Source organism: Flavobacterium sp. RSB2_4_14 (assembly GCF_051547085.1).
Classification (GTDB): Bacteria; Bacteroidota; Bacteroidia; order Flavobacteriales; family Flavobacteriaceae; genus Flavobacterium.
The window spans coordinates 60,548-85,580 of sequence record NZ_JBPTTL010000004.1 but is presented as its reverse complement, the minus strand read 5'-3'; the positions used below and the strand labels follow the sequence as shown (position 1 = coordinate 85,580).

Here is a 25,033-nt window from a genome sequence, read left to right as displayed (position 1 = left end):
TGAATTTTTTCTCATAACTAATTGATGAATTTGCTTAAAATAATAAAATGTTTAAAAAAAATTTAGCAATAGCAATTCTATTGCCAATGGTATCTTTTGCCCAATCCGATCTTCAAAATGTTTTAAAAGGTGGCGAACTGTTACTAAGTGGATTAACTATTTTTAAAGTAGCAAAATCAACACCCAAAGAAGATAGCAAAGTAATAGAAAGTGTGTGCGTCAAAAATAAACTAGTTGACAAAATCACTTTCAGGATAACGGGCAAAAATGAGGAAGGAGACGATATCAAAAAGGAACTCGTCATCCAAAAAGACGGAAAAGAATGCCTCTATGTGTTACCCAAAGGCATTTACACTTACGAAGTTGTATTACCCAACAAAGACATTTACAAAAAAGGGGAATACAAATTTGATGAAGAAGTAATCATCACCATAAAAGATGATTAAACCATAATCCCAAGTTAATAGCTTGGGATTTTTTTATTATAAGCTAATCCGTTACTTTTGTTTGTTACCAATACCCAAATGAAAGACATCCTTCTCATCACGCCACCGTTCACACAACTCAATACGCCTTATCCCGCATCGGCCTATTTGAAAGGATTTTTGAATACCAAAAGCATTTCTTGCTTCCAAATGGATTTGGGAATAGAAGTGATTTTGGAATTGTTTTCAAAGAAAGGACTTACCACAATTTTTTGTCACATCGAGCGCAGTCGAGATGCAATTTCTACCAACTCACAACGAATTATTTCGTTACAACACGATTACATCAATACGATTGATGCCGTTATACAATTCCTTCAAGGGAAAAACCAAACCCTAGCCCGACAAATTTGTTCTGGAAATTTCCTTCCCGAAGCTTCTCGTTTTGACCAATTAGATGATATGGAATGGGCATTTGGTTCCATGGGAATGCAAGACAAAGCAAAACATTTAGCCACATTATATCTTGAAGATCTTTCTGATTTTATAGTAGAATGCGTCGATGAAAATTTTGGATTTAGTCGCTATGCTGAACGCTTAGGTAGAAGTGCCAATTCTTTTGACGAAATGTATGCCCATTTGCAAAATGAGTTGACATATATAGATAAAATTACACTCAAAATCCTAAAGGAAAGACTTTACCAAATACAACCCAAATTGGTCTGTATTTCTGTGCCATTTCCAGGTAACTTATATAGTGCATTTCGTTGTGCGCAATACATAAAAAATCATTTCCCAACTATAAAAATTGCCATGGGTGGCGGTTTTCCCAATACGGAACTTCGTGACCTCAAGGACAAAAGAGTTTTCGAATTCTTTGATTTCATCACCCTTGATGATGGTGAACTGCCTATTGAATTACTAATTTCCCACGTTCTAAATTCCCCTCCTTTGGAGGGGTTAGGGGAGGCTAAAAGAACTTTCCTCATAGAAAACAACCAAGTAGTTTATAAAAACAACACTACTCGTTCTGATTACAAACAATCTCAAGTTGGCACACCCGATTATTCCGATTTGCTTTTAGATAAATACATTTCGGTGATAGAAATTGCCAACCCAATGCACAGTCTTTGGAGCGATGGTCGCTGGAATAAGTTGACTATGGCACACGGATGCTATTGGGGAAAATGTACCTTCTGCGATATTTCTTTGGATTATATCAAATTATATGAGCCTATTGCTGCCAAAATCTTGGTTGATAGGATGGAGGAAATGATAGCACAAACGGGCGAAAATGGGTTTCATTTTGTAGATGAAGCAGCACCACCAGCTTTGATGCGAGAATTGGCTTTGGAAATTCTCCGTAGAAAATTAACCGTTACTTGGTGGACTAATATTCGTTTTGAAAAAAGTTTCACGCGCGATTTGTGTTTACTATTAAAAGCATCTGGCTGCATTGCGGTTTCTGGTGGATTGGAAGTAGCTTCCGATAGATTATTGGAACTCATAAAAAAAGGAGTAACTGTTGAACAAGTGGCACAAGTCACTCAAAATTTTACAGAAAGTGGTATTATGGTTCATGCCTATTTGATGTATGGCTATCCAACACAAACCGTTCAAGAAACTATCGATAGTTTGGAAATGGTACGACAACTATTTGAATTGGGCGTTATTCAATCGGGATTTTGGCATCAGTTTGCCATGACAGCTCATTCTCCTGTGGGAATGTTTCCCGAGGAATTTGGTGTAATTCCTGAGCAAAATGTCATCACTTTTGCTAATAATGACATCCAATTCAAAGACAAAACCGCTATTGATCACGATAAATTTAGTTTTGGATTGAAGAAATCCTTGTTTAATTTCATGCACGGTATTTGTTTTGACTATGACCTCCAAGAATGGTTTGATTTTAAAATTCCTAAGACAACCATAAATCCAGATTACATTAGAGATTGTTTGTTAGCAAACCATGACCAATTCAATACGAAACCATCAGCAAAAATTATTTGGATAGGAGGAATGCCTGAAACAGAAGTTTTTACCAAATCTAAAAAAGGAAACGCTTGGGAAATGATGAAACTTACTTTTCACGACAAAAGGGAAACTTTTGAAATTTCATTAGAAAAAGACAAAGCAGAATGGTTTATTACAACATTAGAACTCCTCCAAGTTTCTAATGATAAAACGCAAACTTTTGCACAAGTCAAAACTGATTTTGAAATGTATTTTGACGATTTTGAATTGTTTTGGTATTCTAAACCCATAAATTCTCTTAGAGATTTCGGTTTGTTGACTTTGTAAAATGTATTTTCTCATATCTATATAAAATTTACAATTTCATGAGATTTATCAGTTTCGCAAACGATTTCTTTTTGTAAGTTTACACTAATTAAAAATGATTTTATATGGATTCAACCTATAACCTTTCTGTAAATAATTTGAACAGTTTCGAGTTAACAGAAAGTGACCTCAAAAACCTTGATGCCGTTGCGGTAGAAAACTCAAAATTCCACATTTTAAAAGAGAGCAAACCCTATAAAGCCGAAATTATTGCTGCTGACTTTATTGCAAAAAAATACACAATACAAGTAAACAATAATAGGTATGAAGTAGCTATTTCAGATGCCTTGGATCAACTTATCAAAAACATGGGAATTGAACGTGGCAGAACGAAAGTAATTAATGCCATCAAAGCACCTATGCCTGGATTGATTCTCGAAATCAGTGTAGAAGTGGGACAAGCCGTCAAAGAAAATGATCCTTTGTTAATTCTTGAAGCCATGAAAATGGAAAACAGTTTCCTTTCACCTCGCGATGGTGTAATTAAATCTATTACGGTACAAAAAGGAAATGCTGTAGATAAAGGACAGTTATTAATTGAATTTGAATAGAGTATTAAGATAAAAGTATTAAGTATTAAGACTTTGTAAGAAGTTGAGATACTGAAATAAATTCAGTATAAATGAAAGAAATCAAAAAAATATTAGTGGCCAATCGCGGTGAAATTGCCATTAGAGTAATGAAAACCGCCAAAAAAATGGGTATTAAAACAGTAGCCGTTTTTTCTACTGCCGATAGAAATGCGCTTCACGTAAAATATGCCGATGAAGCAGTTTGCATAGGTGAAGCTGCTTCAAGCCAATCGTATTTGCGTGGTGATAAAATCATTGAAGTTTGTGTTGCACTTGGCGTTGATGCCGTTCATCCAGGTTATGGTTTTCTTAGTGAAAATTCCGCTTTTGCTGAAGCATGTGAAAAAAATAATATCATTTTCATTGGGCCAAAATCTAAAGCTATTGAAATGATGGGAAGTAAATTGGCAGCCAAAGAAGCCGTCATGAAATACAATATCCCTATGGTTCCTGGAGTTGATCACGCCATTACGGATTTGGACGAAGCCAAAAAAACAGCCAAAGAAGTTGGTTTCCCTATTCTAATAAAAGCTTCCGCTGGTGGTGGTGGAAAGGGAATGCGTATTGTTGAAAAAGAAGAAGATTTCGAATCGCAAATGAATCGTGCTATCAGTGAAGCCACTTCGGCATTTGGTGATGGTTCGGTTTTTATTGAAAAATATGTAACGCAACCACGTCATATTGAAATCCAAATCATGGCAGACAGTCACGGGAATATTTTATATGTGCATGAAAGAGAATGTAGTATTCAACGTCGTCATCAAAAAGTAGTAGAAGAAGCGCCATCATCAATTCTAACACCCGAAAAACGTAAAGAAATGGGTGAAGCTGCTGTGAAAGTGGCTAAAGCTTGTGATTATCTTGGTGCAGGAACAGTCGAGTTTTTGATGGATGATAAGCACAATTTTTATTTCCTCGAAATGAATACCCGTTTACAAGTAGAACATCCAGTTACAGAGATGATTTCGGGATTGGATTTGGTAGAATTGCAAATTCGAGTGGCTCGTGGCGAAGCATTACCCATGAAACAAGAAGATTTAGTCATTCATGGTCATGCTATGGAACTTCGTGTTTATGCTGAAGATTCAATGAATGATTTTTTACCGAATGTTGGATTTTTAAGTACTTATAAACTTCCTGTAGGCGAAGGAATTCGTGTAGATAATGGGATTGAAGAAGGAATGGATGTGCCCATTTATTATGATCCAATGTTATCCAAATTAGTCACTTATGGAAAAACCCGAGAAGAGTCCATTGAGTTGATGATTAAAGCCATCGATAATTATCATATTGAAGGTGTTGCCACTACATTGCCTTTCGGAAAATTTGTAATGGAACATGACGCTTTTCGTTCGGGAAATTTTGATACGGGTTTTGTAAAAGCGTATTACAGTCCTGAAAAGCTGAAAGCTAATTTAGATGTTGAAGCCGAAATAGCTGCTATGATTGCATTGCAACAATATGTTGAAGATAAAAAAATCTTGAGATTACCAATAGAGTAAAATATTATGGAAAATAAAATAGATATACTTAACGATAAAATTGCTTTAGCCAAATTAGGTGGAGGCGAAAAAAGAATTGCCAAACAGCACGAAAAGAAAAAATTAACAGCACGTGAACGAGTAGAATATTTACTAGATGAAGGTTCTTTTGAAGAAATCGGTATGCTGGTTACTCACAGAACTACTGATTTTGGAATGGAAAAAGAAATCTATTATGGCGATGGAGTCATAACAGGTTATGGAACAATCAATGGACGTATAGTTTATATTTTTGCACAAGATTTTACAGTTTTTGGTGGTGCATTATCCGAAACACATGCCGAAAAAATTTGTAAAGTAATGGACATGGCAGTTCGCAATGGCGCACCAATGATTGGTTTAAATGACTCTGGTGGTGCCCGAATTCAAGAAGGTGTTCGTTCTCTGGGTGGTTATGCTGATATTTTTTATAGAAATGTTCAAGCCAGTGGCGTAATTCCACAAATTTCTGCCATAATGGGACCATGTGCTGGTGGTGCTGTTTATTCGCCTGCCATGACTGATTTTACGATGATGGTGGAAAACAACAGTTATATGTTTGTTACTGGTCCAAATGTCGTAAAAACGGTAACCAATGAAGAAGTTACTTCAGAGGAATTGGGTGGAGCGATAACTCATTCTACTAAATCCGGTGTGGCACATACAACGTCACCTAATGGTATTGAATGTTTGGAAGATATCAAAAGATTGTTGACTTATATTCCTCAAAATAATAAAGAAGTAACACCTAAATTGAATTACGTTTTAGGTGATGAATACCGAGAACAATTGGATACTATAGTTCCCGAAAACGCCAACAAACCTTATGATATGCATGATGTTATCAAAGGAATTATTGATGAAGATTCTTTCTTTGAAATTCATGCCGCTTATGCAGAAAACATAGTAGTTGGTTTCGCTAGAATAGGAGGAAGAAGCATCGGTGTTGTAGCTAATAATCCAAAATATTTAGCAGGATGTTTGGATGTTAAAAGCTCTATCAAAGCGGCAAGATTTACTCGTTTTTGTGACTGTTTTAATATTCCATTGCTTGTATTGGTTGATGTTCCTGGGTTTTTGCCAGGAACAGATCAAGAATGGAATGGTATTATTGTTCACGGTGCCAAATTATTATATGCTTTGAGTGAAGCGACTGTTCCAAAAGTTACCGTAATTACCCGAAAAGCTTATGGTGGTGCTTATGATGTGATGAATTCCAAACATATAGGTGCTGATATGAATTTTGCTTGGCCAACTGCCGAAATTGCAGTAATGGGAGCAAAAGGAGCATCTGAAATTATCTTCAAAAAAGAAATTAGTGAAGCAGCTGATCCAGCGGCAAAATTATTAGAAAAAGAAGCGGAATATGCCGAATTGTTTGCTAATCCCTATACTGCTGCTCAAAGAGGATTTATTGATGAGGTTATCCTACCAAAAGAGACTCGAAGAAAATTAATTAAAGCTTTTAGTATGCTTGAAAATAAAGAAGTAGTACTACCCAAACGAAAACATGGAAATATCCCTTTATAGTTTTTTAAACCATCTGAAAAGATGGTTTTTTTATTTTATAGAATCCTAGTTTCCAGAATTTAATTGAGTTAAGTTTTTTCATAAGTGAAATTATTTTATTATAAATTTATTTGATAAGCAATAAATATTTTGAAAGAATACAGCTCTTATTTTGCCTAAAATTGTCTTTTTATCTGCATTTTTTTAACTTTTATAGATTTTTTTTAAATTTTAAGTAGGGGTATTTGATACTTGCTTGTTTCACTATTAAATGGAATATAAAACAAGAGATTATTATTCTAATATAAACTCCAAAAAATTTCATTTTTGAATTCACTAATGATTTACAGAATCAATTATAACTAATAAAAGTATCGATGAACAAAATAATTAAAATAGTATTCATAATCATAATTGTCATTTCAGCACTATTTTTTTCGGTACGTTATTATATCAATAATGGAGGGAAAAGAGACATTCAATCTGAGGAGACAGCTTACACCGTTTCATCTTTACAAATTGTAGATGAATTCACTTCGAATATTACTGAATCAAATAAAAAATATTTAGAAAAGCCTGTTGTTATTTCAGGTACTGTAACTTCTATAATTGGTAATGAAGTCATTATTGACAACGTTGTGAATTGTGAATTTGCAAAAGTAGCAACGACTTTAAAACAAGGGAAAAAGGTGGTAGTTAAAGGCAGGGTTATTGGCTTTGATGACCTTTTAGGAGAATTAAAACTTGATCAATGTAACCTTCAAAACAACCAATAGAAATGAGATTAATTAAAATGATTTGTACATCGGCTCTATTTTTTTCTTTCACTCTTGCAAATGCTCAAGATGATTTGATGAAAGAACTCGACTCTGTGCCAAAAGAAAAGCAAGTTGCATCATCTGCCTTCAAAGCATTGCAGGTATGTAATATGCAGTCAACGAAAATGACTTCCAAAAATGAATGGTATTTTCTAGTTTCTCACCGTTTTGGTGATTTAAAAGAAGGTATAAATAATTTCTTTGGATTGGATAATGCTCTAACAAAATTAGGAGGCATTTATGGAGTAACCGAATGGTTGTCTCTAGGATTATCAAGACATACCTATAATAAAACGTATGAAGCCACCATTAAGTATCGATTTGCTAATCAAATGGAAGAAGGATTTCCTTTTACAATCGTTGGTTATAATACAATGGATATTAATTCCTCCGATTTTGACAAAGCTATCTATCCTAATTTTAAAGATTCAAATAGATTAGCCTATAGTAGTCAGTTGATTATTTCAAGAAAATTTTCAGATGCTATTTCAATTGAAGTAAATCCTGTTTACATACATAAAAATTTATATGATTTACAACCAGGAACTGAGAAAATAGACCAGTATATTTTGGGTTTTGGTGGAAGATGTAAAGTATCTAAACGTATCAGTTTTAATTTGGAATATGCTGCAAGGTTAAATCCAGTTGAAAATGATGTTTATCATAATCCGCTTACTGCTGGATTTGATATTGAAACCGGAGGACACGTATTTCAGTTAGTCTTCTCTAGTTCACAACCGATGAACGATGTCGCTTATTTTACCAATACTACAGGAAAGTGGAATGGTGGAAGTATTTATTTTGGATTTAACATGTATAGAGCTTTTTAATATGAAAACAGTAAAATATATTCTTTTAGTAACAATTAGTTCATTTGTAGTATCATGTGAATCTAGTTCATATTCAGAAATTTTTGGTTATGTAGAAAACCCTACCTATGAGGCTAATATCAAACCTCTGATGGAAGCACAATGTACATCTTGTCATAGTGCGAATGGTACTGAGTCAGGTTCTCCACTCGAAACCTACCAACAAGTTGTGGATTATTCAGAGTCAATATCCTGCAGATTAGATGGTGTTTCCTGTGGAATTATGCCTCAAAGTGGTAAATTACCTCAAGTACAAATAGATATGTTTAATGCTTGGGTGGCTCAAGGATTTGTTCAACAATAAATTAATAAATATGAAAAAGACGGTAATTTTGGCAATAACTTTACTTATAAGTGGGGTTATTTTTTCTCAAAAAATGATGACAAGAACAGGGGAAATTAAATTTGATGCCACTGTTCCAGGTGCACTTGACCCTGTTATTGCGAACAATAGTTCAGTTTCTAGTCTTTTTGATAAGACAACAGGCGACCTTGTAGTTCAGGCAATGGTTAAATCTTTCAAATTCAAATCTCCTTTGATGGAAGAGCATTTTAATGAAAACTACATGGAAAGTGATAAACTACCAAAAGCTAGTTTTAAAGGGAAAATTATGAATTATAACTCCAAAGAAGGCAGTTATGAAGTTGAAGGCGATTTGACAATACATGGAGTGACTAATAAAGTTAAAACAAAAATGGCAGTTTCTAATGAAGGAGATAAAATAGCCATAGCCGGAAGTTTTAATGTTAAACTAATTGATTATAAGCTTGAGGTGCCAGCATTAGCTAATAAAACATTAGCAGAAAACGCTAAGATTTCTATTAAGCTTCTAATGGAAAATAAATAATATAAATCAATATAAACTAAATAGATATGAAGACAACTTTAAAATATTTGAATGCTTTTTTATTGTTTTTTATAGTAACAACTAATGTTTTTGCTCAAACAGCAGGAACATTGACATTTACCTATAATCAACCACAACCTACTAGTCCTTCTGTTACAGGAGGAGGAAATGTTTATGCTGTTTGGATTGAAAACGCCACCGGAACATTTATTAAAACAAAGGCAAGATATACATCTACTTCTACAGATGATCACTTGCCTACATGGGCGAGTAAATGTGGATGTACTACCACTACAATCGCTACTGGAGCGGCTTGTAATATTACAGATGCGCTTTCTGGTGCAACAAGGAAATCTACCACCACGCCTACAGCTTATGGCGCAAAATCAATAGTTTGGGATGGAAAAAATGTTGTGGGAACTACCAATGGAACAACCGTTGCCGACGGAACTTATAAAATTTGGGTAGAAAGTTCATGGAATGACGGTCCAAATAATATTCATAATGAGTTGATTGGTTTTACGTTTACCAAAGGACCAACAGAAGTTACTCTAACGCCAGCTGGAGATAATTATATAAATACAGTGAATTTACATTGGGTGCCTGATGCTATGTCTGTAAATCAAAATTTGGCTAATAATCCAGTGGTTATCATATATCCTGTGCCATCGTCAGGAGTGTTTAATTTAGATTTTAAAAATGAAGTAAAAAATATTACAGTTTATGACTTAACTGGTAGAACAGTTTATTTTGAACAATTAAACGAAAATCAAATTAATACTACTAAACAAATTGATATTTCAAATTTATCTAATGGAAATTATATAATTAGTCTCAAAAATGATATGGGAGTTTCTAATTACGAAGTGATATTGAGTAAATAATTTTACTAAAGAATTTATTAAAGCATCTAAATTTTAGGTGCTTTTTTTATTCCTCTTTTACCTCGGATATTATTGATTTAATTTCGGGTGTTTCATAAATTTGGTAATTTCCATTATTGTCTGAATAAATTAAATAGGCTTGTAATTCAGTGTGCTGTTTTAAAAAAGTTATTGCTTTTTCAAGTCCCATGACTAAAATGCCTGTAGCATTTGAATCTGATGTAATACACTCCTTTGAAAAAATAGAAGCACTCAATAAGTTGTTTTTGGTTGGATAACCTGTTTTCGGGTCAATATGATGGGCATATTTAACACCGTTTTCAATACTAAATCGTCTATAATTTCCTGAAGTAGCAATGGCTAAATTTTCCAATTTTGCTATCGCTTTAAATGGATTTTCGGTCTCTTTATTATCTATAGGTTTTTCTATACCTACAATCCAATTTTCCCCATTTGGTTTTTTACCCTTTGCATAAACTTCACCACCTATTTCAACTATATATGAATTTATTTTTTTTAAGTTCAAAAAATCAGCAACTACATCAACAGAATATCCTTGAGCAAAGGCATTAAAATCTAACGAAACACGCTTGTCTTTTTTTATCACTTTCTTTCCTTTCAATTCAATTAGGTTAAATCCAACAAATTTTAGAACGCTATCAATTTTTGACTTTTCAATTTTTTCTTTCTTTCCTGGGCCAAATCCCCACATATTAACCAATGGAAAAACTGTTGGATCAAAAGCTCCATTTGTATCTTTCCATACTTCTTTTGCTTTTTTAAAGCAAGTGACAAAATATTTGTCAACTTTTACATTTTTTTCATTGGAATTTATTTTTGAAATAATTGAATTTGGATTATAGGTAGAAACGGAATTGTCAAAATCCAGTAATAATTTTTCTATTTCAGGTTTAAGATTTCTATTTTTTTTATCATAATAGGTTATGTGATAGGTTGTTCCTTGTGCTTCGCCTTCAATTTTAATAGCTGCTTGTTGAGCATGACTACTAAATGCGGAAAATATAAAGGTGATAAAAAGTATCTTTTTCATAATAATTTTAGTTTACAGAAATTAATCAAATGTAGTTTTTTTATTCAAAATAGCAGTTTTATAATTAAGGATTAAAACTTAATAACTTGTTAATTACTTTTGAGAATTGTACTAAAATCAAAATATAATTAGTTTATTTTTAGGAGATAAATTCATGGATAAGATTTAATTTAAATGACAGTTAAAAAAACATTTCCCAAGATACTTTGGTTAATATTTTCCTCTAGTATTTTTTTTATAATTCTTTATTTTGCCCTTTTTTATTATACTAAAAAAGCAGAAAAGCAAGTCTATAAAGTTTCTGTAGAGCAATTTGACAACGAAATTCATAAACTTCTTGACTTAGAATCCAAACCCATTTTGGTAGCAATAAATAATGATACTAATTGGGATGAATTCGTGAGTTTTATTTCCACAAAAGACTCAACATGGTTTAACGAAACCATTGGGAATGAGCTCGAAATTTATGACGCTGATTATTTGGGTGCTTATGATGCTCAAAAGAATTTTTTAATTAGAACTCCAACACCAAGTATAAAAACTATCGATTTTATTCCGAAACATGCTATGGATTTGTTGAATGTGGAAGGAATAAAAAAATTCTATTTAAAAATTCCTGATGGAATAGTAGAAGTTACTGGTGCAGCTATTCATCCTTCAGATGATCCTTTGAAGAATAAAACAAAAACTTCGGGATATTTTTTTGTAGTAAGATTGATCGATTCCGACTTCTTAAAAAACATTCAAAAAACTACTAGTTCTAGTGTTCAATTTATAGATGTTAAAGAAAAATTGCCGCCAGAAAAGCACACCATTTCTTCAATATATCAACTAAAAGATGCAGAAAATAAGGTAGTAGGTACACTATTATTTAAAAGGAATTTTGAGGTTTATTTTGAAAATACGACTAATTTGCTATACGCTATTATTATTACATTTTTTATAAATCTTTTAATCAATTTAGCCTATACTAGGAAGTTAGTGTATTATCCTTTAGATTTAATTCGAAGAGTTCTTGAAACAGGGAATAAAAAAGCTATTCAGGAATTAAAGAAAACTACAGGTGAATTCAGTTATATTGGAAATTTATTTGAAGAAAATAATAAGCAAAAAATAGAGTTGATTAATGCAAAGATAAAAGCAGAAGAAGGCGACCGATTGAAGTCTTCTTTTTTGGCCAATTTATCTCATGAAATTAGAACTCCAATGAATGCCATAAATGGATTTACGGATTTAATTATAAACACGAATATCAATGAAACTGAAAAATTAGAATATTTAAATATTATCGAAAAAAGTGGCAAAAATTTGGTTTCAATAATTGACGATTTAATCGAGATGTCAAAAATAGATTCCAACCAACTAAAACCTAATTTTGCTGTAGTTAATCTTGAATCTTGTGTTAATGAATTGTATGAGACCATAAAAGTCACTATTGTAAATAAGGCCATTGAATTTTTATTGATAAAAAGTTCAAAGCCTGCTGAGTTTAATATTGTTACTGATGATATAAAATTGAAACAAGTAATTATAAATTTATTGACTAATGCGATAAAATTTACAGACGAAGGTTTTGTGACCTTTGGATATGAAATTGACGAAAAAAATGAGCTTATTCATTTTACAATTAGAGATACAGGTCTTGGGATAGATGAAGAGGAACATAAAAATATCTTTGACCGATTTAAACGTGTTGATAGTGATGTGTCTATTAAAGTAGGCGGTTTAGGACTTGGATTGGCAATTTCAAAAGCATATGTAGAGTTGCTTGGAGGAACAATTAGTTTAGAGTCAAAAATTGGTGAAGGTTCTACTTTTTATTTTTCTATTCCTTTAAAATATTCTAAATCTGATCATATTACTGTTCGTTCCATAAACAATGAAGAAGTTGTAAAATCAGAAAAAGAAGTAATTCTTATTGCCGAAGATGATAATATTAATTTCTTATTGTTTCAAAAAATGATGCAGAATAAATGTTATGAAATTATAAGAGCCATTAATGGTAAAGAAGCAGTTGATATTTGCTTAAATAATCCAAATATCGATTTGGTTTTGATGGATATTAAAATGCCAATAATGGATGGTTTTGAAGCCTTGGAACAAATACAACCAATACGACCAAATTTACCGATAATTGCCCAAACTGCTTATTCATCATCTGAAGACAAGGAGAGAATTGAAGCAGCAGGTTTTTCAGATTATATCACAAAACCATTGAGTAGAGAACGTTTGTTTGAATTGATAACAAAATATTTGGATAAAAGCACTAATAATGAATTACACTAGCGTAAAGATTATTCTTTTTATCTTGTTGATGTCCACGAATTGTTTTTCTCAAGAAAGTCAAGTTGAAAATGATTCTTTAAGAGAAGAAAAAGCGATTGAATTGAACTTGGATATTTTTAGTCGTTATCTTTGGCGTGGTCAATGTTGGGGAGGAAATTATGTTGTTGTCCAACCTGCTATTAATTACTCAATTACACCAAAAATCAACTTGGGTTTTTGGGCGACAACCAATTTTCAAAATGACTATTATTATTCTGATGGTACAGTAGGAAAAGGATATCAGGAAATAGATTTCAGTATTGCTTATCAAGTTAATGATTTTTTACAATTTCAACTGTGGGATTATTATTGGCCTTCTGTAGAAAAAGTTGATGGGGTTGATAATAACTATTTTAACTATGGAACAAATAGCGTAAAAACGGTTGATGCTATTTTATATTTTGATTTTTCAGAAGGTTATAAATACCCATTTAATGCAACAATAAGTACGTTGGTAGCAGGAAATGATTATAGATATGATAGTAATGGAGAGAACCCAAAACAAAATTACACCACCTATCTTGAACTGGGTTATACGTTTACATTTTTTGAAAAATCTAGTATAAAAGCATTACAAGATATTGAAATATCACCAGTTATTGGTGCTGTTTTAAATAATAAAGCTGCCTATTATACATATGCCGATTATGATAAAGTTTCCTTTGTGAATATGGGAATAAAAGTGACTAAAGAAATAGCATTAGCTTGGGGAATTACGATGCCACTTACTTTGAATTATACCCACAATGGTGCTAAGCAAAACACAGAATTTTTTGGAAAAGATTTTTTGGTGGCAGGAGTAAGTTTTAATTATTAAACTGGCTCGCCATATAAGTCAAACTCAGTAGCATCAATAATCTTTACATTTATAAAATCTCCCGTTTTTACATAGAATTTTGAGGCGTCAATAAGTACTTCATTATCTACATCGGGACTGTCAAATTCTGTTCTACCAATGAAATGTTGTCCTTCTTTTCTGTCGATTACACATTTGAAAGTTTGTCCAATTTTTTCTTGGTTTAAATCCCAGGATATTTGAGATTGTATTTCCATGATTTCAGCAGCACGAGCTTGTTTCACTTCTTCTGGAACATCATCTTCTAGCGAATAGGCATGAGTGTTTTCTTCGTGTGAATAAGTGAAACAACCTAATCTTTCAAACTTCATTTCTTGCACCCAATCTCTCATGATTTCAAAATCTTCTTGTGTTTCACCAGGATAACCAACTATTAAAGTAGTTCTGATGGTCATTCCAGGAACGGCTTCACGAAAATCTTTTAAGAGTTTTGTGGTTTTCTCTTTTGTTGTTCCGCGACGCATTGATTTTAGAATGTTATCTGAAATATGCTGCAATGGAATGTCAAGATAATTACAAATTTTTGGTTCGCGTTTCATCAAGTCTAATACATCCATAGGAAATCCTGTTGGGAAGGCATAATGTAATCGAATCCATTCAATTCCTTCCACTTTGACTAAGTTTTCTAACAACTCAGCAAGATTTCTTTTTTTGTATAAATCCAATCCATAATAAGTCAAATCTTGGGCAATGAGGATTAGTTCTTTTACCCCATTTTTTGCTAAACCTTCTGCCTCTCTAACTAATTTTTCTATCGATTGTGAAACGTGTTTGCCACGCATAATTGGAATAGCACAAAAGCTACAAGGTCTATCGCAACCTTCGGCAATTTTTAGATAGGCATAGTTTTTTGGTGTAGTGGTAATTCTTTCGCCAAGTAATTCATGCTTATAATCAGCACCTAATGCTTTTAGTAAAAGAGGTAATTCAGTAGTGCCAAAATATTGATCTACGTTTGGAATTTCCTTTTCTAAATCAGGTCTGTATCTTTCAGAAAGACAACCGGTAACAAAAACTTTATCAACAATGCCGCGTTCTTTTTTATCAGCATATTCAAGAATGGTATTTACCGACTCGGCTTTGGCATTATCAATAAAACCACAAGTGTTAATGACTACAATATTTCCTTCTTGTTCGTGTACAACATCTTTACCACTGGCTTTTAGTTGACCCATTAAAACTTCACTATCGTAAGTGTTTTTGGAACATCCAAGAGTAATGACATTGATTTTATTTTTCTTTAAAGACTTAGTTCTCATATGTTTAATCCTGACTATTTGAAAGGAGTGCAAAATTACTCTTTTTATTTCAATTTTATTTATAAGTCAATCTTTTTAAAAATAAAAAACCACCTCAATAGAAGTGGTTTATTATTTAATTCAAATTAATTTATAATTCAAATAGGAATGTTAAACTAAAATTATTTGTGATAGCTTCAATGTTAGCACTATCTGTAAATCCTTGTGAAAAGAATTGTTGTTGGTAATTTCTTTTGGAATGTGAATAGGAAAAATCAACTTTGGTAGTGCCGAAATTATATCCTAATCCTCCTGAGTAGCCATTCAAATCTCCCATGATTTTAGTGTCTTTATAGGGACTTTCTTCAAATCTATAACCTGCTCTGAGACTCAATTGTTTTATTTTTTTCTCGGCACCAACTCTGAACTCAGTTGTATTGGTCAAGGTATTTGAAATAGATGTGTTTAAATTTCTAAAATCATTAGATGGTGTTAGCGTAGTTTCACCATAATTTTTGAAAGCCACGTCAAAACTTATTAATCCTTGATTTCCAAAAACATATGCCATACTTCCTGTTAACTTATCCGGAGTTTGAATTTCATATCTATCGTATATCATAACAACTTGTGGACTAACAACATCTGGAGCTAATTCTACTAAATTATTACTGCTAACACCAACTACGCTTTGACTTAATTCGTCGTTTAGATTATACCAAGTAGGAGAGTCATACGATAAACCTAGTCTAAATTCTTTGGTAACTTTTGCAATAGCTCCAAGTTGAAATGAAAAACCATTTCCATAAGTAGATATTCTGTTTTCAAATTGCAATCTGTTTATTCTGATTTCGTCTGACTCTTGATTATTTCGTTCATAGAAATTGGTGTATTGAGAATAGCTAGTAAAATGAGAATTCAAATTAATTCCTAAATAAAGGAAGTCTTTATATTGTGTAGCAAAATTAAAGTTTAATTTACCATTGTATCCGTCTGTTGTATAGTAATTTTCTTGGTAATAGTTTCCGCCTCCAGGAACTAATGAGACATAGCTTCTATTGCTAATTTCATCATAATTTGCCGCTGGGTCAATAATGTAAGCTTGATACCCTAAAAAAGCTTGTTGGGCTCCAAAACCATAAACAGATCCAAGATAGGAATATAAAGAAGTTATAGTTTCTCCGTCCTGTAATTGTAAATTAGTCACTGATACACCTCCATTTTGATTGGCATAGTGTAAAAAATAACCATCAACCGAATTTGTTGGATTTGTTCCAGCGCTAAAAGTAGAATTGTCAAAATTATTAGCATTTTCATAATTGAGAGCGATGCTAAATTTTCTCCAATCATTCTTTGTATTATTGTTGTTAAAAACAAAAACCATTCCGGCTTGATTTAAGTCAAATGAATTATCACATTCAGAGGTATTTGTACCAAAATAACTTGAGTTATTCTTTGTGCTAAAATTACTGATTGTGGTGCCAAATTGATTGTTGCTAAACACTGCGGAACCTGCAGGATTAACATTTATTGATGATAAATCTCCACCAAGAGCTCCAAAAGCACCACTTAATGCTCTAAATCTCGCCGTTCCGTTTAAATTGTCTTGTGAATATCGTAAAGCATCTGACACTTCTTGAGCATAAGAGCCATAAGAAATAGCCAACATTATGATGTTAATTATTATAAACTTTTTCATTATTTTTATTTTAGATAGACAAAATTTGAATAGAAAATGATTTGGTTTTAAATATAATATTAAAAATATTATCTTCTTCCACCACCAGATGATCTACCGCCACCACCACCACCATAACTTCCTCCGCCATAACTTCCACCACCAGATGATCGACCACCACCATAATTACTTGAACTTGGGGAATAACTGCGAACAGGAGATGAAGATTGATTTCTGACGTTATTTGGTGTCGAGTTAGTTCTAGTAGGGTTATTATAATTTCTAGTAGAATTATTAAATGATCTTACATTATTGTAACTATTATTTCTTGTAGGCACAGCGTTATTAGTTCGCGTACCATTATTATAAGTTGAATTTCTTGAACTAGCTACTCTTCCATTAACAGTGTTTCCGTAGTAAGCTGATCCTCTTCTTCCACCTGCATAAGAATAGTAATAATTGTTATAATAACCGCCACACCAATTATTGTAGCCATAATAGCCACCATATCCATACCAACCCCAATAAGGTGCATACCAACTATTCCAACCCCAACCCCAAGCTGGGCCATACCAACTGTTCCAGCCCCAATAACCACCATACCAATAATTATTCCAATAACTCCAACCCCAATCGTTGTCATAAACATTAACAGTTACACTTTGAGGATTGCTTCCCCAAGCTGCATTGTTGGATATTGTATCTTTATTAGTAGTATTATAAGTTTCAACATTAGTAAAACTTTGTGCGTCTTTATTCAGGTCACTAAAATATTCTTGGTATTTATTGCTCTGAGTGTTTTGGTTCGAATTAACCGTTTTGTTTGCATTTTGTGCACCACCATAAATGCCATCATTATCATAGTATGAACTGTTTTGATAAGAGCTACACGAGGAAATAACAATGGAAAATAATCCAAGTAGGGTATAAATGGATAATTTTTGCTGGAAAAAATAATTAGTTTTCATATCTATAGCATTTTTATTGTTGGACTATACAAAAATAGTTAGTTTTGCGGAACTATTTAGTTAAAATAAGTTAAACAATTTTTGTGCCAAACTATTCAATATGAGCAAGAACCTTACAACAAGAAATGAAGATTATTCAAAATGGTATAATGAGTTGGTTGTCAAAGCAGATTTGGCCGAAAACTCAGGTGTAAGAGGTTGTATGGTAATCAAACCATATGGTTATGCTATTTGGGAAAAAATGCAAGCGGAGTTGGATAGAATGTTTAAAGAAACAGGGCATAGCAATGCCTATTTTCCTCTTTTTGTTCCAAAAAGCATGTTTGAAGCCGAAGAGAAAAATGCGGAAGGTTTTGCCAAAGAATGCGCTATTGTTACACATTACAGACTGAAAAATGATCCAGATAAACCTGGGAAGTTGATGGTTGACCCCAATGCTAAACTAGAAGAAGAATTAATAGTTCGACCTACAAGTGAAGCCATAATATGGTCTACTTATAAAAACTGGATACAATCTTATAGAGATTTGCCTTTGTTGATTAATCAATGGGCAAACGTTGTTCGTTGGGAAATGAGAACGCGATTGTTTTTGAGAACGGCTGAATTTTTATGGCAAGAAGGACATACTGCACATGCCACAAAGGCAGAAGCTATAGAAGAGTCTGAAAAAATGATGCATGTGTATGCCGATTTTGCTGAAAATTTTATGGCAATTCCAGTAATCAAAGGTTTGAAAACAGAAACAGAACGTTTTGCTGGTGCAGAAGAAACCTATTGTATAGAAGCGTTAATGCAGGACGGAAAGGCATTACAAGCTGGAACTTCTCATTTTCTTGGTCAAAACTTTGCCAAAGCATTTGATGTAAAATTTGCTACTCAAGAAGGAAAACAAGAATACGTTTGGGGAACATCTTGGGGTGTTTCTACTAGACTTATGGGTGCTTTAGTTATGACACATTCCGACGATAATGGATTGGTTTTGCCTCCTAATTTAGCACCAATACAAGTTGTAATAGTTCCTATTTTCAAAACGGAAGAAGAGTTTGATAAAATTTCACAAGTTGCAAATGATTTAGTAGCTCAATTTAAAAAATCAGGAGTTTCCGTTAAGTTTGATAATAGAACGACACAAAAGCCTGGTTTTAAATTTGCAGAATGGGAATTGAAAGGCGTTCCAGTGAGAATTGCTATTGGTCCAAAAGATTTAGAAAACGGTACATTTGAAATTGCTAGACGTGACACTTTGACTAAAGAAATTGTTTCAAATGAAGGTGCAGTGGATTATATTGCGAATTTATTAGAACAAATACAGCGAGATTTGTTTAATAAAGCGGAGGAATATAGAAACAACCATGTTACTGAAGTCAACACCTTTGAGGAATTTAAAGAAGTGTTGGAGAATAAAACAGGATTTATTTCGGCTCATTGGGATGGAACAGCAGAAACAGAAGAAAAAATAAAAGAATTAACCAAGGCCACAATCCGTTGTATTCCTCTTAACAGAATTGAAGAAGAAGGGAAATGTGTTTTTTCTGGAGCTAAATCTACTGGTAGAGTGTTGTTTGCAAAAGCATATTAAAAAAAAATAAAAAAAAATTATCTACTCACTTGCGAAAATAAAAAATAGTTGTATTTTTGCATCCGCATTGAGAAAGTTGGCCCGTTCGTCTATCGGTTAGGACGCATGGTTTTCATCCATGTAAGAGGGGTTCGATTCCCCTACGGGCTACAATTTAAATAAAAAAAAGAAAAAATGGCAAATCACAAGTCAGCTTTAAAAAGAATTAGAAGTAACGAAAAAAGAAGAGTATTAAACAGATACCAACACAAAACTACTCGTAATGCTATCAAAGCATTAAGATTAGCAACTGATAAATCTGATGCTTCTGCTAAGTTGTCTGCTGTTATTTCAATGATTGATAAATTAGCTAAGAAAAATATCATTCATGACAACAAAGCTTCTAATTTAAAATCTAAATTAACAAAACACGTTTCTAAGTTATAATTTAACTTTTTATACAATATCAAAAAAGCACTCATATTTTGAGTGCTTTTTTGTTTTATAATCCAAGATATTATAAAAATCTATCTTTTAAATTTCCCAACATTTCTTTGGTTATGGGTTTTGATAAAAAATCAACAACTACTGTATAAATTTTAGTTTTATTTACATCTTGAGGATCAATGGTAGAAGACAGTACGATGAATTTTGCATCAATGAAAAGATTAGGATATCCTTTTTGTGTGTATATTTCCAAAAACTCCCACCCATTCATTATTGGCATGTTTAGGTCTAAAAAGGTTAATTTTGGATACGATATATCTTTACCATCTTTACTTTTCTTTGCTAATTCGTCAAAGTATTGAATTGCTTCTTCACCATCTTTTGCAGTATGTATTTCTTTAGCAAAAGAAGCCCTTTCAATTACTTTTTTGCAAAGCATTAAGGTAATTGGGTCATCGTCTACACAAAAAATAGTATCTAACATTCTTTGTAAAAATTAATTGTTTTTAAAAGTTATGGTAAAAGTGGTTCCTTTTCCAACTGTACTTACAACTGTAATTGTTCCTCCCATGGCTTCCACTTGTGATTTTACTAAATATAATCCTAAACCTTTGCTATCAGGATGGTTGTGGAAACGTTGGTACAGTCCGAAAATTTTATCTTTATTTCTTTCCATGTCAATTCCAATTCCGTTGTCTTTGAACGTGAGTATCAAATTATCATTTACAACTTTGGATGAAATAGTCACTTTTAATTGTCTTTTTGGTTCTTTGTACTTTATAGCATTGGTTAGTAAATTTAAAAAAATACTTTCTAAGTAGGACTTATTTATATTTAAAATAGTCACTTCTTCTAAATCAATTTTTAAAATTGGCTTGTGTAAACTAATTAAGAATCCTAATTGACTAAAAACATTTTCAAAAATTTCTTTAATTAGAACTTTCTCTTTTTGGATGGATGTATTGTCTTTTATGATAACCACTTTAACCAAATCATTTATTGTCTCGTTCAGAAGATGAGTTGATTTTGAAAAGCCATTGATAATTTCTTTTAATTCTGGATCTTCAATAGTCATGTCTTCAACCAAATTTAATAATCCAGTTAAATTTGATAATGGTGCTCTTAAATTATGGGATGTAATATAGGAGAATTGCTTTAAATCTTTGTTGTTTTGGGTTAATTCTCTAATGAGATGCTCTCTTTCTCTTTGTTTCTCTTTTTCCTCCGTGATATCTCTTTGTATAGAAATCCAGTGTGAGTGTTCTCCATCTTTGTTGGTTACGGGTATCATGGATAAATTTACCCAAAACTCATCACCATTCTTTTTATAACTCAGCGTTTCTATTAAGCATTCTTTATAGTCTTGAATTGCGGTTTTTAGTTTATCAAGTTCTAAGACATCTGATTTTTTTCCAAAAAGCAATACTGGAGATTTCCCAATAATATCTTCTGATTGATAACCAGTCATATCTGTAAATGCTGAGTTGACATATATGATGTTAGGTATATCATTTTCAGAAGTGTCAATATTGGTAATCATAACGGCTTCTTTTGTTTGCGTAATAACCGTTTCAAGCAGCCTAAGTCTTTGTTCCTCTGCTTTTTGTTTAGTGATGTCTTGAATAGCTCCAATCATTCTAATGGGTTTTCCATCATTGTCTTTCATTAAAAAGCCTCTATCCAAAACATATTTGTAACTTCCATCAGCACATTGAAATTGATATTCGTCTTGCCATTTTTCTGTTTTTTGTTCTAGAAATGAATATAGTTTCACTGACATTTTCAAACTATCTTCAGGATGAATTCTATCAAACCACCATTTGGAAGTTTTACCAACATCTTCTTTTTTGTATCCAAAAACGCCCTGAATTCCTTTATTCCACTCGAAACTATCATCTTCAATTTTCCAATCCCAAATAGTATCACTTGTGGCTTTGGCAACTATGTCATAGCGTTCGTTCGATTCTGATATCTCATTATTAGTGACTTTTAATTTTTCAAAAACCGCAATATTTCTATTGTCTTTTTGACGAAGTAGAATGATAAATATAATGATTGCTATTGCTATGAAAATAAAATCTTTCAAATAAAAATATATAGCAGTATTTTCAGGTAACGCTTGGGTTAAACTAAAGAAGATGGTTTGACCCACTAAAGCCAAAAGAAGCAATATAAAGAAGTAAACTAAGGTTATTTTTTTTGAATAATTTTTCATTACTCCAAATATATATAAATTCAAATAAGTTTTAAAATTTGTAAAAAAACTTATTAAGTATTTTATAAACTTTAACGGTACTCTTAATAAAATGTAAACTAATTTTTTATCCAAAAATAAAGTGTACCTTTGCACCTTGAAAAAAAACACAGATGGAATCTATTAGAAACATTGCTATTATTGCTCACGTTGACCACGGTAAGACTACTTTGGTTGATAAAATTATGTATCATTGTCAGTTATTTCGTGAAAACGAGAATACTGGTGATTTAATTCTTGATAACAACGACTTAGAGCGTGAAAGAGGAATTACCATTACTTCAAAAAATGTATCTGTTGTATATAAAGGAACAAAAATCAATATTATTGATACTCCTGGTCACGCCGACTTTGGTGGTGAAGTAGAGAGAGTTTTGAACATGGCCGATGGAGTTTGTTTATTGGTTGATGCTTTTGAAGGTCCAATGCCACAGACACGTTTCGTATTGCAAAAAGCTATTGATTTAGGTTTGAAGCCATGTGTAGTTATCAATAAAGTGGATAAAGAAAACTGTACACCTGAGGAAGTTCATGAAAAAGTTTTCGACTTAATGTTTGAATTGGGTGCTGAAGAATGGCAATTAGATTTCCCAACCGTTTATGGTTCGGCAAAAAACAATTGGATGTCTGATCACTGGGAAAACTTAACAGACAATATTGAGCCACTTTTAGATATGGTTGTTGAACATGTTCCAGCACCAAAAGTTTCTGAAGGAACGCCACAAATGTTAATTACTTCATTAGATTTCTCCTCTTTTACTGGTCGTATCGCTATTGGTAGATTAGAAAGAGGTGTATTAAAAGAAGGAATGCCAATTTCTTTAGTAAAAAGAGATGGAGCTATAATGAAATCAAGAATTAAAGAATTACACACTTTTGAAGGGCTTGGTCGTAAAAAAGTGCAAGAAGTAATTGCAGGAGATATTTGTGCGATTGTTGGAGTAGAAGGTTTTGAAATTGGTGATACTATTGCCGATTTTGAAAATCCTGAAGCACTACAAACTATTGCTATAGATGAGCCAACAATGAGTATGTTGTTTACCATTAACGACTCACCATTCTTTGGTAAGGAAGGAAAGTTTGTAACTTCTCGTCACATTAGAGATAGATTAACTAAAGAATTAGAGAAAAACTTAGCTATGAAGCTTGGTGAAACTGACTCGGCTGATAAATTTATGGTTTTTGGTCGTGGTGTACTTCACTTGTCGGTTCTTATTGAAACCATGAGAAGAGAAGGTTACGAATTACAAATTGGCCAACCACAAGTTATTATCAAAGAAATTGATGGTGTAAAATGTGAGCCAATAGAAGAATTAACCATTGACTTACCTGAAAGTTTATCGGGTAGAGCTGTAGAGTTTGTTTCTATCCGTAAAGGAGAAATGCTTTCTATGGAAGCAAAGGGCGAACGTATGATAGTGAAATTCAATATTCCATCTCGTGGAATTATTGGATTGCGTAATCAGTTATTAACAGCTACTGCTGGAGAAGCAATCATGGCTCACCGTTATATTGGATATGAACCTTTCAAAGGCGATATTCCTGGACGTAATAATGGTTCTTTGATTTCTATGGAAAATGGTAAAGCTATTCCTTATTCTATTGATAAATTACAAGATAGAGGTAAATTCTTTGTTAATCCAAATGATGAAATATACGAAGGACAAGTTATTGGTGAGAATTCTCGTGGCGATGATATGTGTATTAACGTAACGAAAGCCAAAAAACAGTCTAATGTACGTTCTTCTGGAAACGACGAAAAGGCAAGAATCATTCCGCCAATTATTTTCTCATTGGAAGAAGCGTTGGAATACATTCAAAAAGATGAATATGTAGAGGTTACACCTAAATCAATTCGTTTACGTAAAATTTATTTGAACGAAACGGATAGAAAAAGATATAAAATCTAATTTTATATAAGACACTAAAAAGCCATCTATTAGATGGCTTTTTTTATTTTAAATTTTTAGCAAAAATTCCAATGGAATTTGAAATCTATCATGCCATGCTTTTTCCGAATGATCTTCTCCGGGAAAATATTTAGTAACCCAATTTTCCTCTGTAAATCCTTTTTCTTTCATAATTACATCAACTCTTTTTTGAAGTGTAGGATATAAGGAATCAAGTGTTTTGTCTCCATAATCAAAGTAGATTTTATGATTTTTTGGCTTTGGCAAGTGTTTTTTTAAGTAAGTAAAAAAAGTTTCTGGAATTGGATTGTTGTCAAGTTGGTAAATACCTGTCCAATGAGTTGATAAACAAGCTGCACCACCAAACACCTTTGGATATTCACAAATAGCATACATCGAAATCAAACCTCCCATACTTGAACCCGCAATAAAAGTATTGGCTCTATCGGTTTTGGTCGAAAAAGTTTTGTCAATAAAGGGTTTTAATTCGGTTACAATAAATTTCAAATAATTATCAGAAATTGGATTAAAGTTTTCCGCTATTTTTTTCTTTTTTAATAAATTATTGGAAATAAATTTTTTTTCTTCTTCTGTTAATTTTTTATAAGCGTTCTGAGGATAATATTCAGGATGGCGTTTCAATCCATTATTCCAAATGGCAACGATGATGAATTTTTGGGTTTTATTTTCAGTTATTAGCTTTCCTGCGATTTCGTCTACCTTCCATGATTGTTTGTTCCACGTCAAGTTTGGGTCGAAAAGCATTTGTCCATCGTGCATGTAGATTACAGCATATTTTTCTTTTTTGGAATATCCATCGGGTAACCAAACATCAATGTTTCTAGAGTCTACAAACTGAGATTTAAAATTTTCAAAGTGTTCTAATTTACCCGTAGTAACTTTTGCAACTTGTGCATGTGTAATCATGCTTATAAGTATAATAAATGGTAATACTATTTTTTTCAT

At 32.5% G+C, this 25,033-nt stretch carries 22 protein-coding genes and 1 tRNA gene; 16 read left to right on the top strand and 7 right to left on the bottom strand.

Features of this window, described 5'->3' with window-relative positions; translation table 11 throughout:
* Window positions 1–47 precede the first annotated feature (47 nt).
* The 10 genes from ACSVH2_RS09440 (at window position 48) to ACSVH2_RS09395 (ending at window position 9,785) form a co-directional block, all read left to right on the top strand.
* Window positions 48–446: a hypothetical protein gene (locus tag ACSVH2_RS09440; RefSeq protein WP_438092921.1), complete on the top strand. Its 399-nt coding sequence runs from the start codon at window positions 48–50 to the stop codon at window positions 444–446.
* Window positions 447–524: 78 nt separating this feature from the next.
* Entirely contained in the window at window positions 525–2,726 is a 2,202-nt protein-coding gene (locus tag ACSVH2_RS09435) for a B12-binding domain-containing radical SAM protein (protein WP_438092920.1), read from the top strand.
* Window positions 2,727–2,830: 104 nt separating this feature from the next.
* Entirely contained in the window at window positions 2,831–3,316 is a 486-nt protein-coding gene (locus ACSVH2_RS09430) for a biotin/lipoyl-containing protein (protein ID WP_438092919.1), read from the top strand.
* A gap of 80 nt (window positions 3,317–3,396) precedes the next feature.
* The gene (locus tag ACSVH2_RS09425; RefSeq protein ID WP_438093025.1) at window positions 3,397–4,839 is read left to right on the top strand and encodes an acetyl-CoA carboxylase biotin carboxylase subunit; all 1,443 of its coding nucleotides are present in this window, start codon (window positions 3,397–3,399) and stop codon (window positions 4,837–4,839) included.
* Window positions 4,840–4,845: 6 nt separating this feature from the next.
* On the top strand, window positions 4,846–6,387 hold the full coding sequence (locus tag ACSVH2_RS09420) for an acyl-CoA carboxylase subunit beta (protein WP_438092918.1): 1,542 nt from the start codon (window positions 4,846–4,848) through the stop codon (window positions 6,385–6,387).
* 356 nt (window positions 6,388–6,743) lie between these two features.
* Window positions 6,744–7,142, top strand: coding sequence for an OB-fold protein (locus ACSVH2_RS09415; protein WP_438092917.1), 399 nt, complete (start codon window positions 6,744–6,746; stop codon window positions 7,140–7,142).
* Between the two features lie 2 nt (window positions 7,143–7,144).
* Window positions 7,145–8,014, top strand: coding sequence for a DUF5777 family beta-barrel protein (locus tag ACSVH2_RS09410; protein WP_438092916.1), 870 nt, complete (start codon window positions 7,145–7,147; stop codon window positions 8,012–8,014).
* Window positions 8,015–8,144: 130 nt separating this feature from the next.
* Window positions 8,145–8,357, top strand: a complete 213-nt coding sequence (locus ACSVH2_RS09405; protein ID WP_438092915.1) for a hypothetical protein — start codon at window positions 8,145–8,147, stop codon at window positions 8,355–8,357.
* A 10-nt stretch (window positions 8,358–8,367) separates the two neighbouring features.
* Window positions 8,368–8,901 (top strand): YceI family protein, encoded by a 534-nt coding sequence (locus ACSVH2_RS09400; protein ID WP_438092914.1) that lies wholly within the window; start codon window positions 8,368–8,370, stop codon window positions 8,899–8,901.
* Between the two features lie 26 nt (window positions 8,902–8,927).
* A complete protein-coding gene (locus tag ACSVH2_RS09395) occupies window positions 8,928–9,785 on the top strand; it encodes a T9SS type A sorting domain-containing protein (RefSeq protein WP_438092913.1) in 858 nt (285 codons plus the stop codon).
* A gap of 46 nt (window positions 9,786–9,831) precedes the next feature.
* Here the strand turns inward: ACSVH2_RS09395 and ACSVH2_RS09390 are convergent, their stop codons facing one another.
* Entirely contained in the window at window positions 9,832–10,836 is a 1,005-nt protein-coding gene (locus ACSVH2_RS09390; RefSeq protein ID WP_438092912.1) for an FAD:protein FMN transferase, read from the bottom strand.
* A gap of 174 nt (window positions 10,837–11,010) precedes the next feature.
* Between ACSVH2_RS09390 and ACSVH2_RS09385 the strand changes: the two genes are divergently transcribed.
* Window positions 11,011–13,122, top strand: a complete 2,112-nt coding sequence (locus ACSVH2_RS09385) for an ATP-binding protein (RefSeq protein ID WP_438092911.1) — start codon at window positions 11,011–11,013, stop codon at window positions 13,120–13,122.
* Entirely contained in the window at window positions 13,109–13,978 is an 870-nt protein-coding gene (locus ACSVH2_RS09380) for a hypothetical protein (protein ID WP_438092910.1), read from the top strand. Before ACSVH2_RS09385 ends, ACSVH2_RS09380 begins: the two co-directional genes overlap by 14 nt.
* Here the strand turns inward: ACSVH2_RS09380 and rimO are convergent.
* The 3 genes from rimO to ACSVH2_RS09365 all read right to left on the bottom strand — a co-directional run bounded on the left by rimO (window position 13,975) and on the right by ACSVH2_RS09365 (window position 17,898).
* Window positions 13,975–15,276, bottom strand: coding sequence for a 30S ribosomal protein S12 methylthiotransferase RimO (gene rimO / locus ACSVH2_RS09375; protein WP_438092909.1), 1,302 nt, complete (start codon window positions 15,274–15,276; stop codon window positions 13,975–13,977). The two genes, ACSVH2_RS09380 and rimO, sit on opposite strands and share 4 nt — an antisense overlap.
* Before the next feature lie 130 nt (window positions 15,277–15,406).
* Window positions 15,407–16,951, bottom strand: a complete 1,545-nt coding sequence (locus ACSVH2_RS09370) for an OmpP1/FadL family transporter (protein WP_438092908.1) — start codon at window positions 16,949–16,951, stop codon at window positions 15,407–15,409.
* A gap of 68 nt (window positions 16,952–17,019) precedes the next feature.
* Window positions 17,020–17,898: a hypothetical protein gene (locus ACSVH2_RS09365; protein WP_438092907.1), complete on the bottom strand. Its 879-nt coding sequence runs from the start codon at window positions 17,896–17,898 to the stop codon at window positions 17,020–17,022.
* 100 nt (window positions 17,899–17,998) lie between these two features.
* On the opposite strand from ACSVH2_RS09365, the gene proS reads away from it, so the two are divergent.
* The 3 genes from proS (at window position 17,999) to rpsT (ending at window position 19,903) form a co-directional block, all read left to right on the top strand.
* Window positions 17,999–19,477 carry a proline--tRNA ligase gene (proS, locus tag ACSVH2_RS09360; protein ID WP_438092906.1) on the top strand — a complete coding sequence of 493 codons (1,479 nt, stop codon included), beginning with the start codon at window positions 17,999–18,001 and terminating at the stop codon, window positions 19,475–19,477.
* A 78-nt stretch (window positions 19,478–19,555) separates the two neighbouring features.
* Window positions 19,556–19,627 (top strand) — tRNA-Glu (locus ACSVH2_RS09355).
* Between the two features lie 24 nt (window positions 19,628–19,651).
* Entirely contained in the window at window positions 19,652–19,903 is a 252-nt protein-coding gene (gene rpsT, locus ACSVH2_RS09350; RefSeq protein ID WP_396174309.1) for a 30S ribosomal protein S20, read from the top strand.
* A 70-nt stretch (window positions 19,904–19,973) separates the two neighbouring features.
* On the opposite strand, the gene ACSVH2_RS09345 is transcribed toward rpsT, so the two are convergent.
* Together ACSVH2_RS09345 and ACSVH2_RS09340 are read right to left on the bottom strand one after the other, a co-directional pair.
* Entirely contained in the window at window positions 19,974–20,387 is a 414-nt protein-coding gene (locus ACSVH2_RS09345) for a response regulator (RefSeq protein ID WP_438092905.1), read from the bottom strand.
* Window positions 20,388–20,399: 12 nt separating this feature from the next.
* Window positions 20,400–22,118: a PAS domain-containing sensor histidine kinase gene (locus tag ACSVH2_RS09340; protein ID WP_438092904.1), complete on the bottom strand. Its 1,719-nt coding sequence runs from the start codon at window positions 22,116–22,118 to the stop codon at window positions 20,400–20,402.
* Window positions 22,119–22,270: 152 nt separating this feature from the next.
* Here ACSVH2_RS09340 and typA point away from each other — a divergent pair, with 152 nt between their 5' ends.
* Entirely contained in the window at window positions 22,271–24,067 is a 1,797-nt protein-coding gene (gene typA, locus ACSVH2_RS09335; RefSeq protein ID WP_438092903.1) for a translational GTPase TypA, read from the top strand.
* A gap of 48 nt (window positions 24,068–24,115) precedes the next feature.
* Here the strand turns inward: typA and ACSVH2_RS09330 are convergent, their stop codons facing one another.
* Window positions 24,116–25,033 carry an alpha/beta hydrolase gene (locus ACSVH2_RS09330; RefSeq protein WP_438092902.1) on the bottom strand — a complete coding sequence of 306 codons (918 nt, stop codon included), beginning with the start codon at window positions 25,031–25,033 and terminating at the stop codon, window positions 24,116–24,118.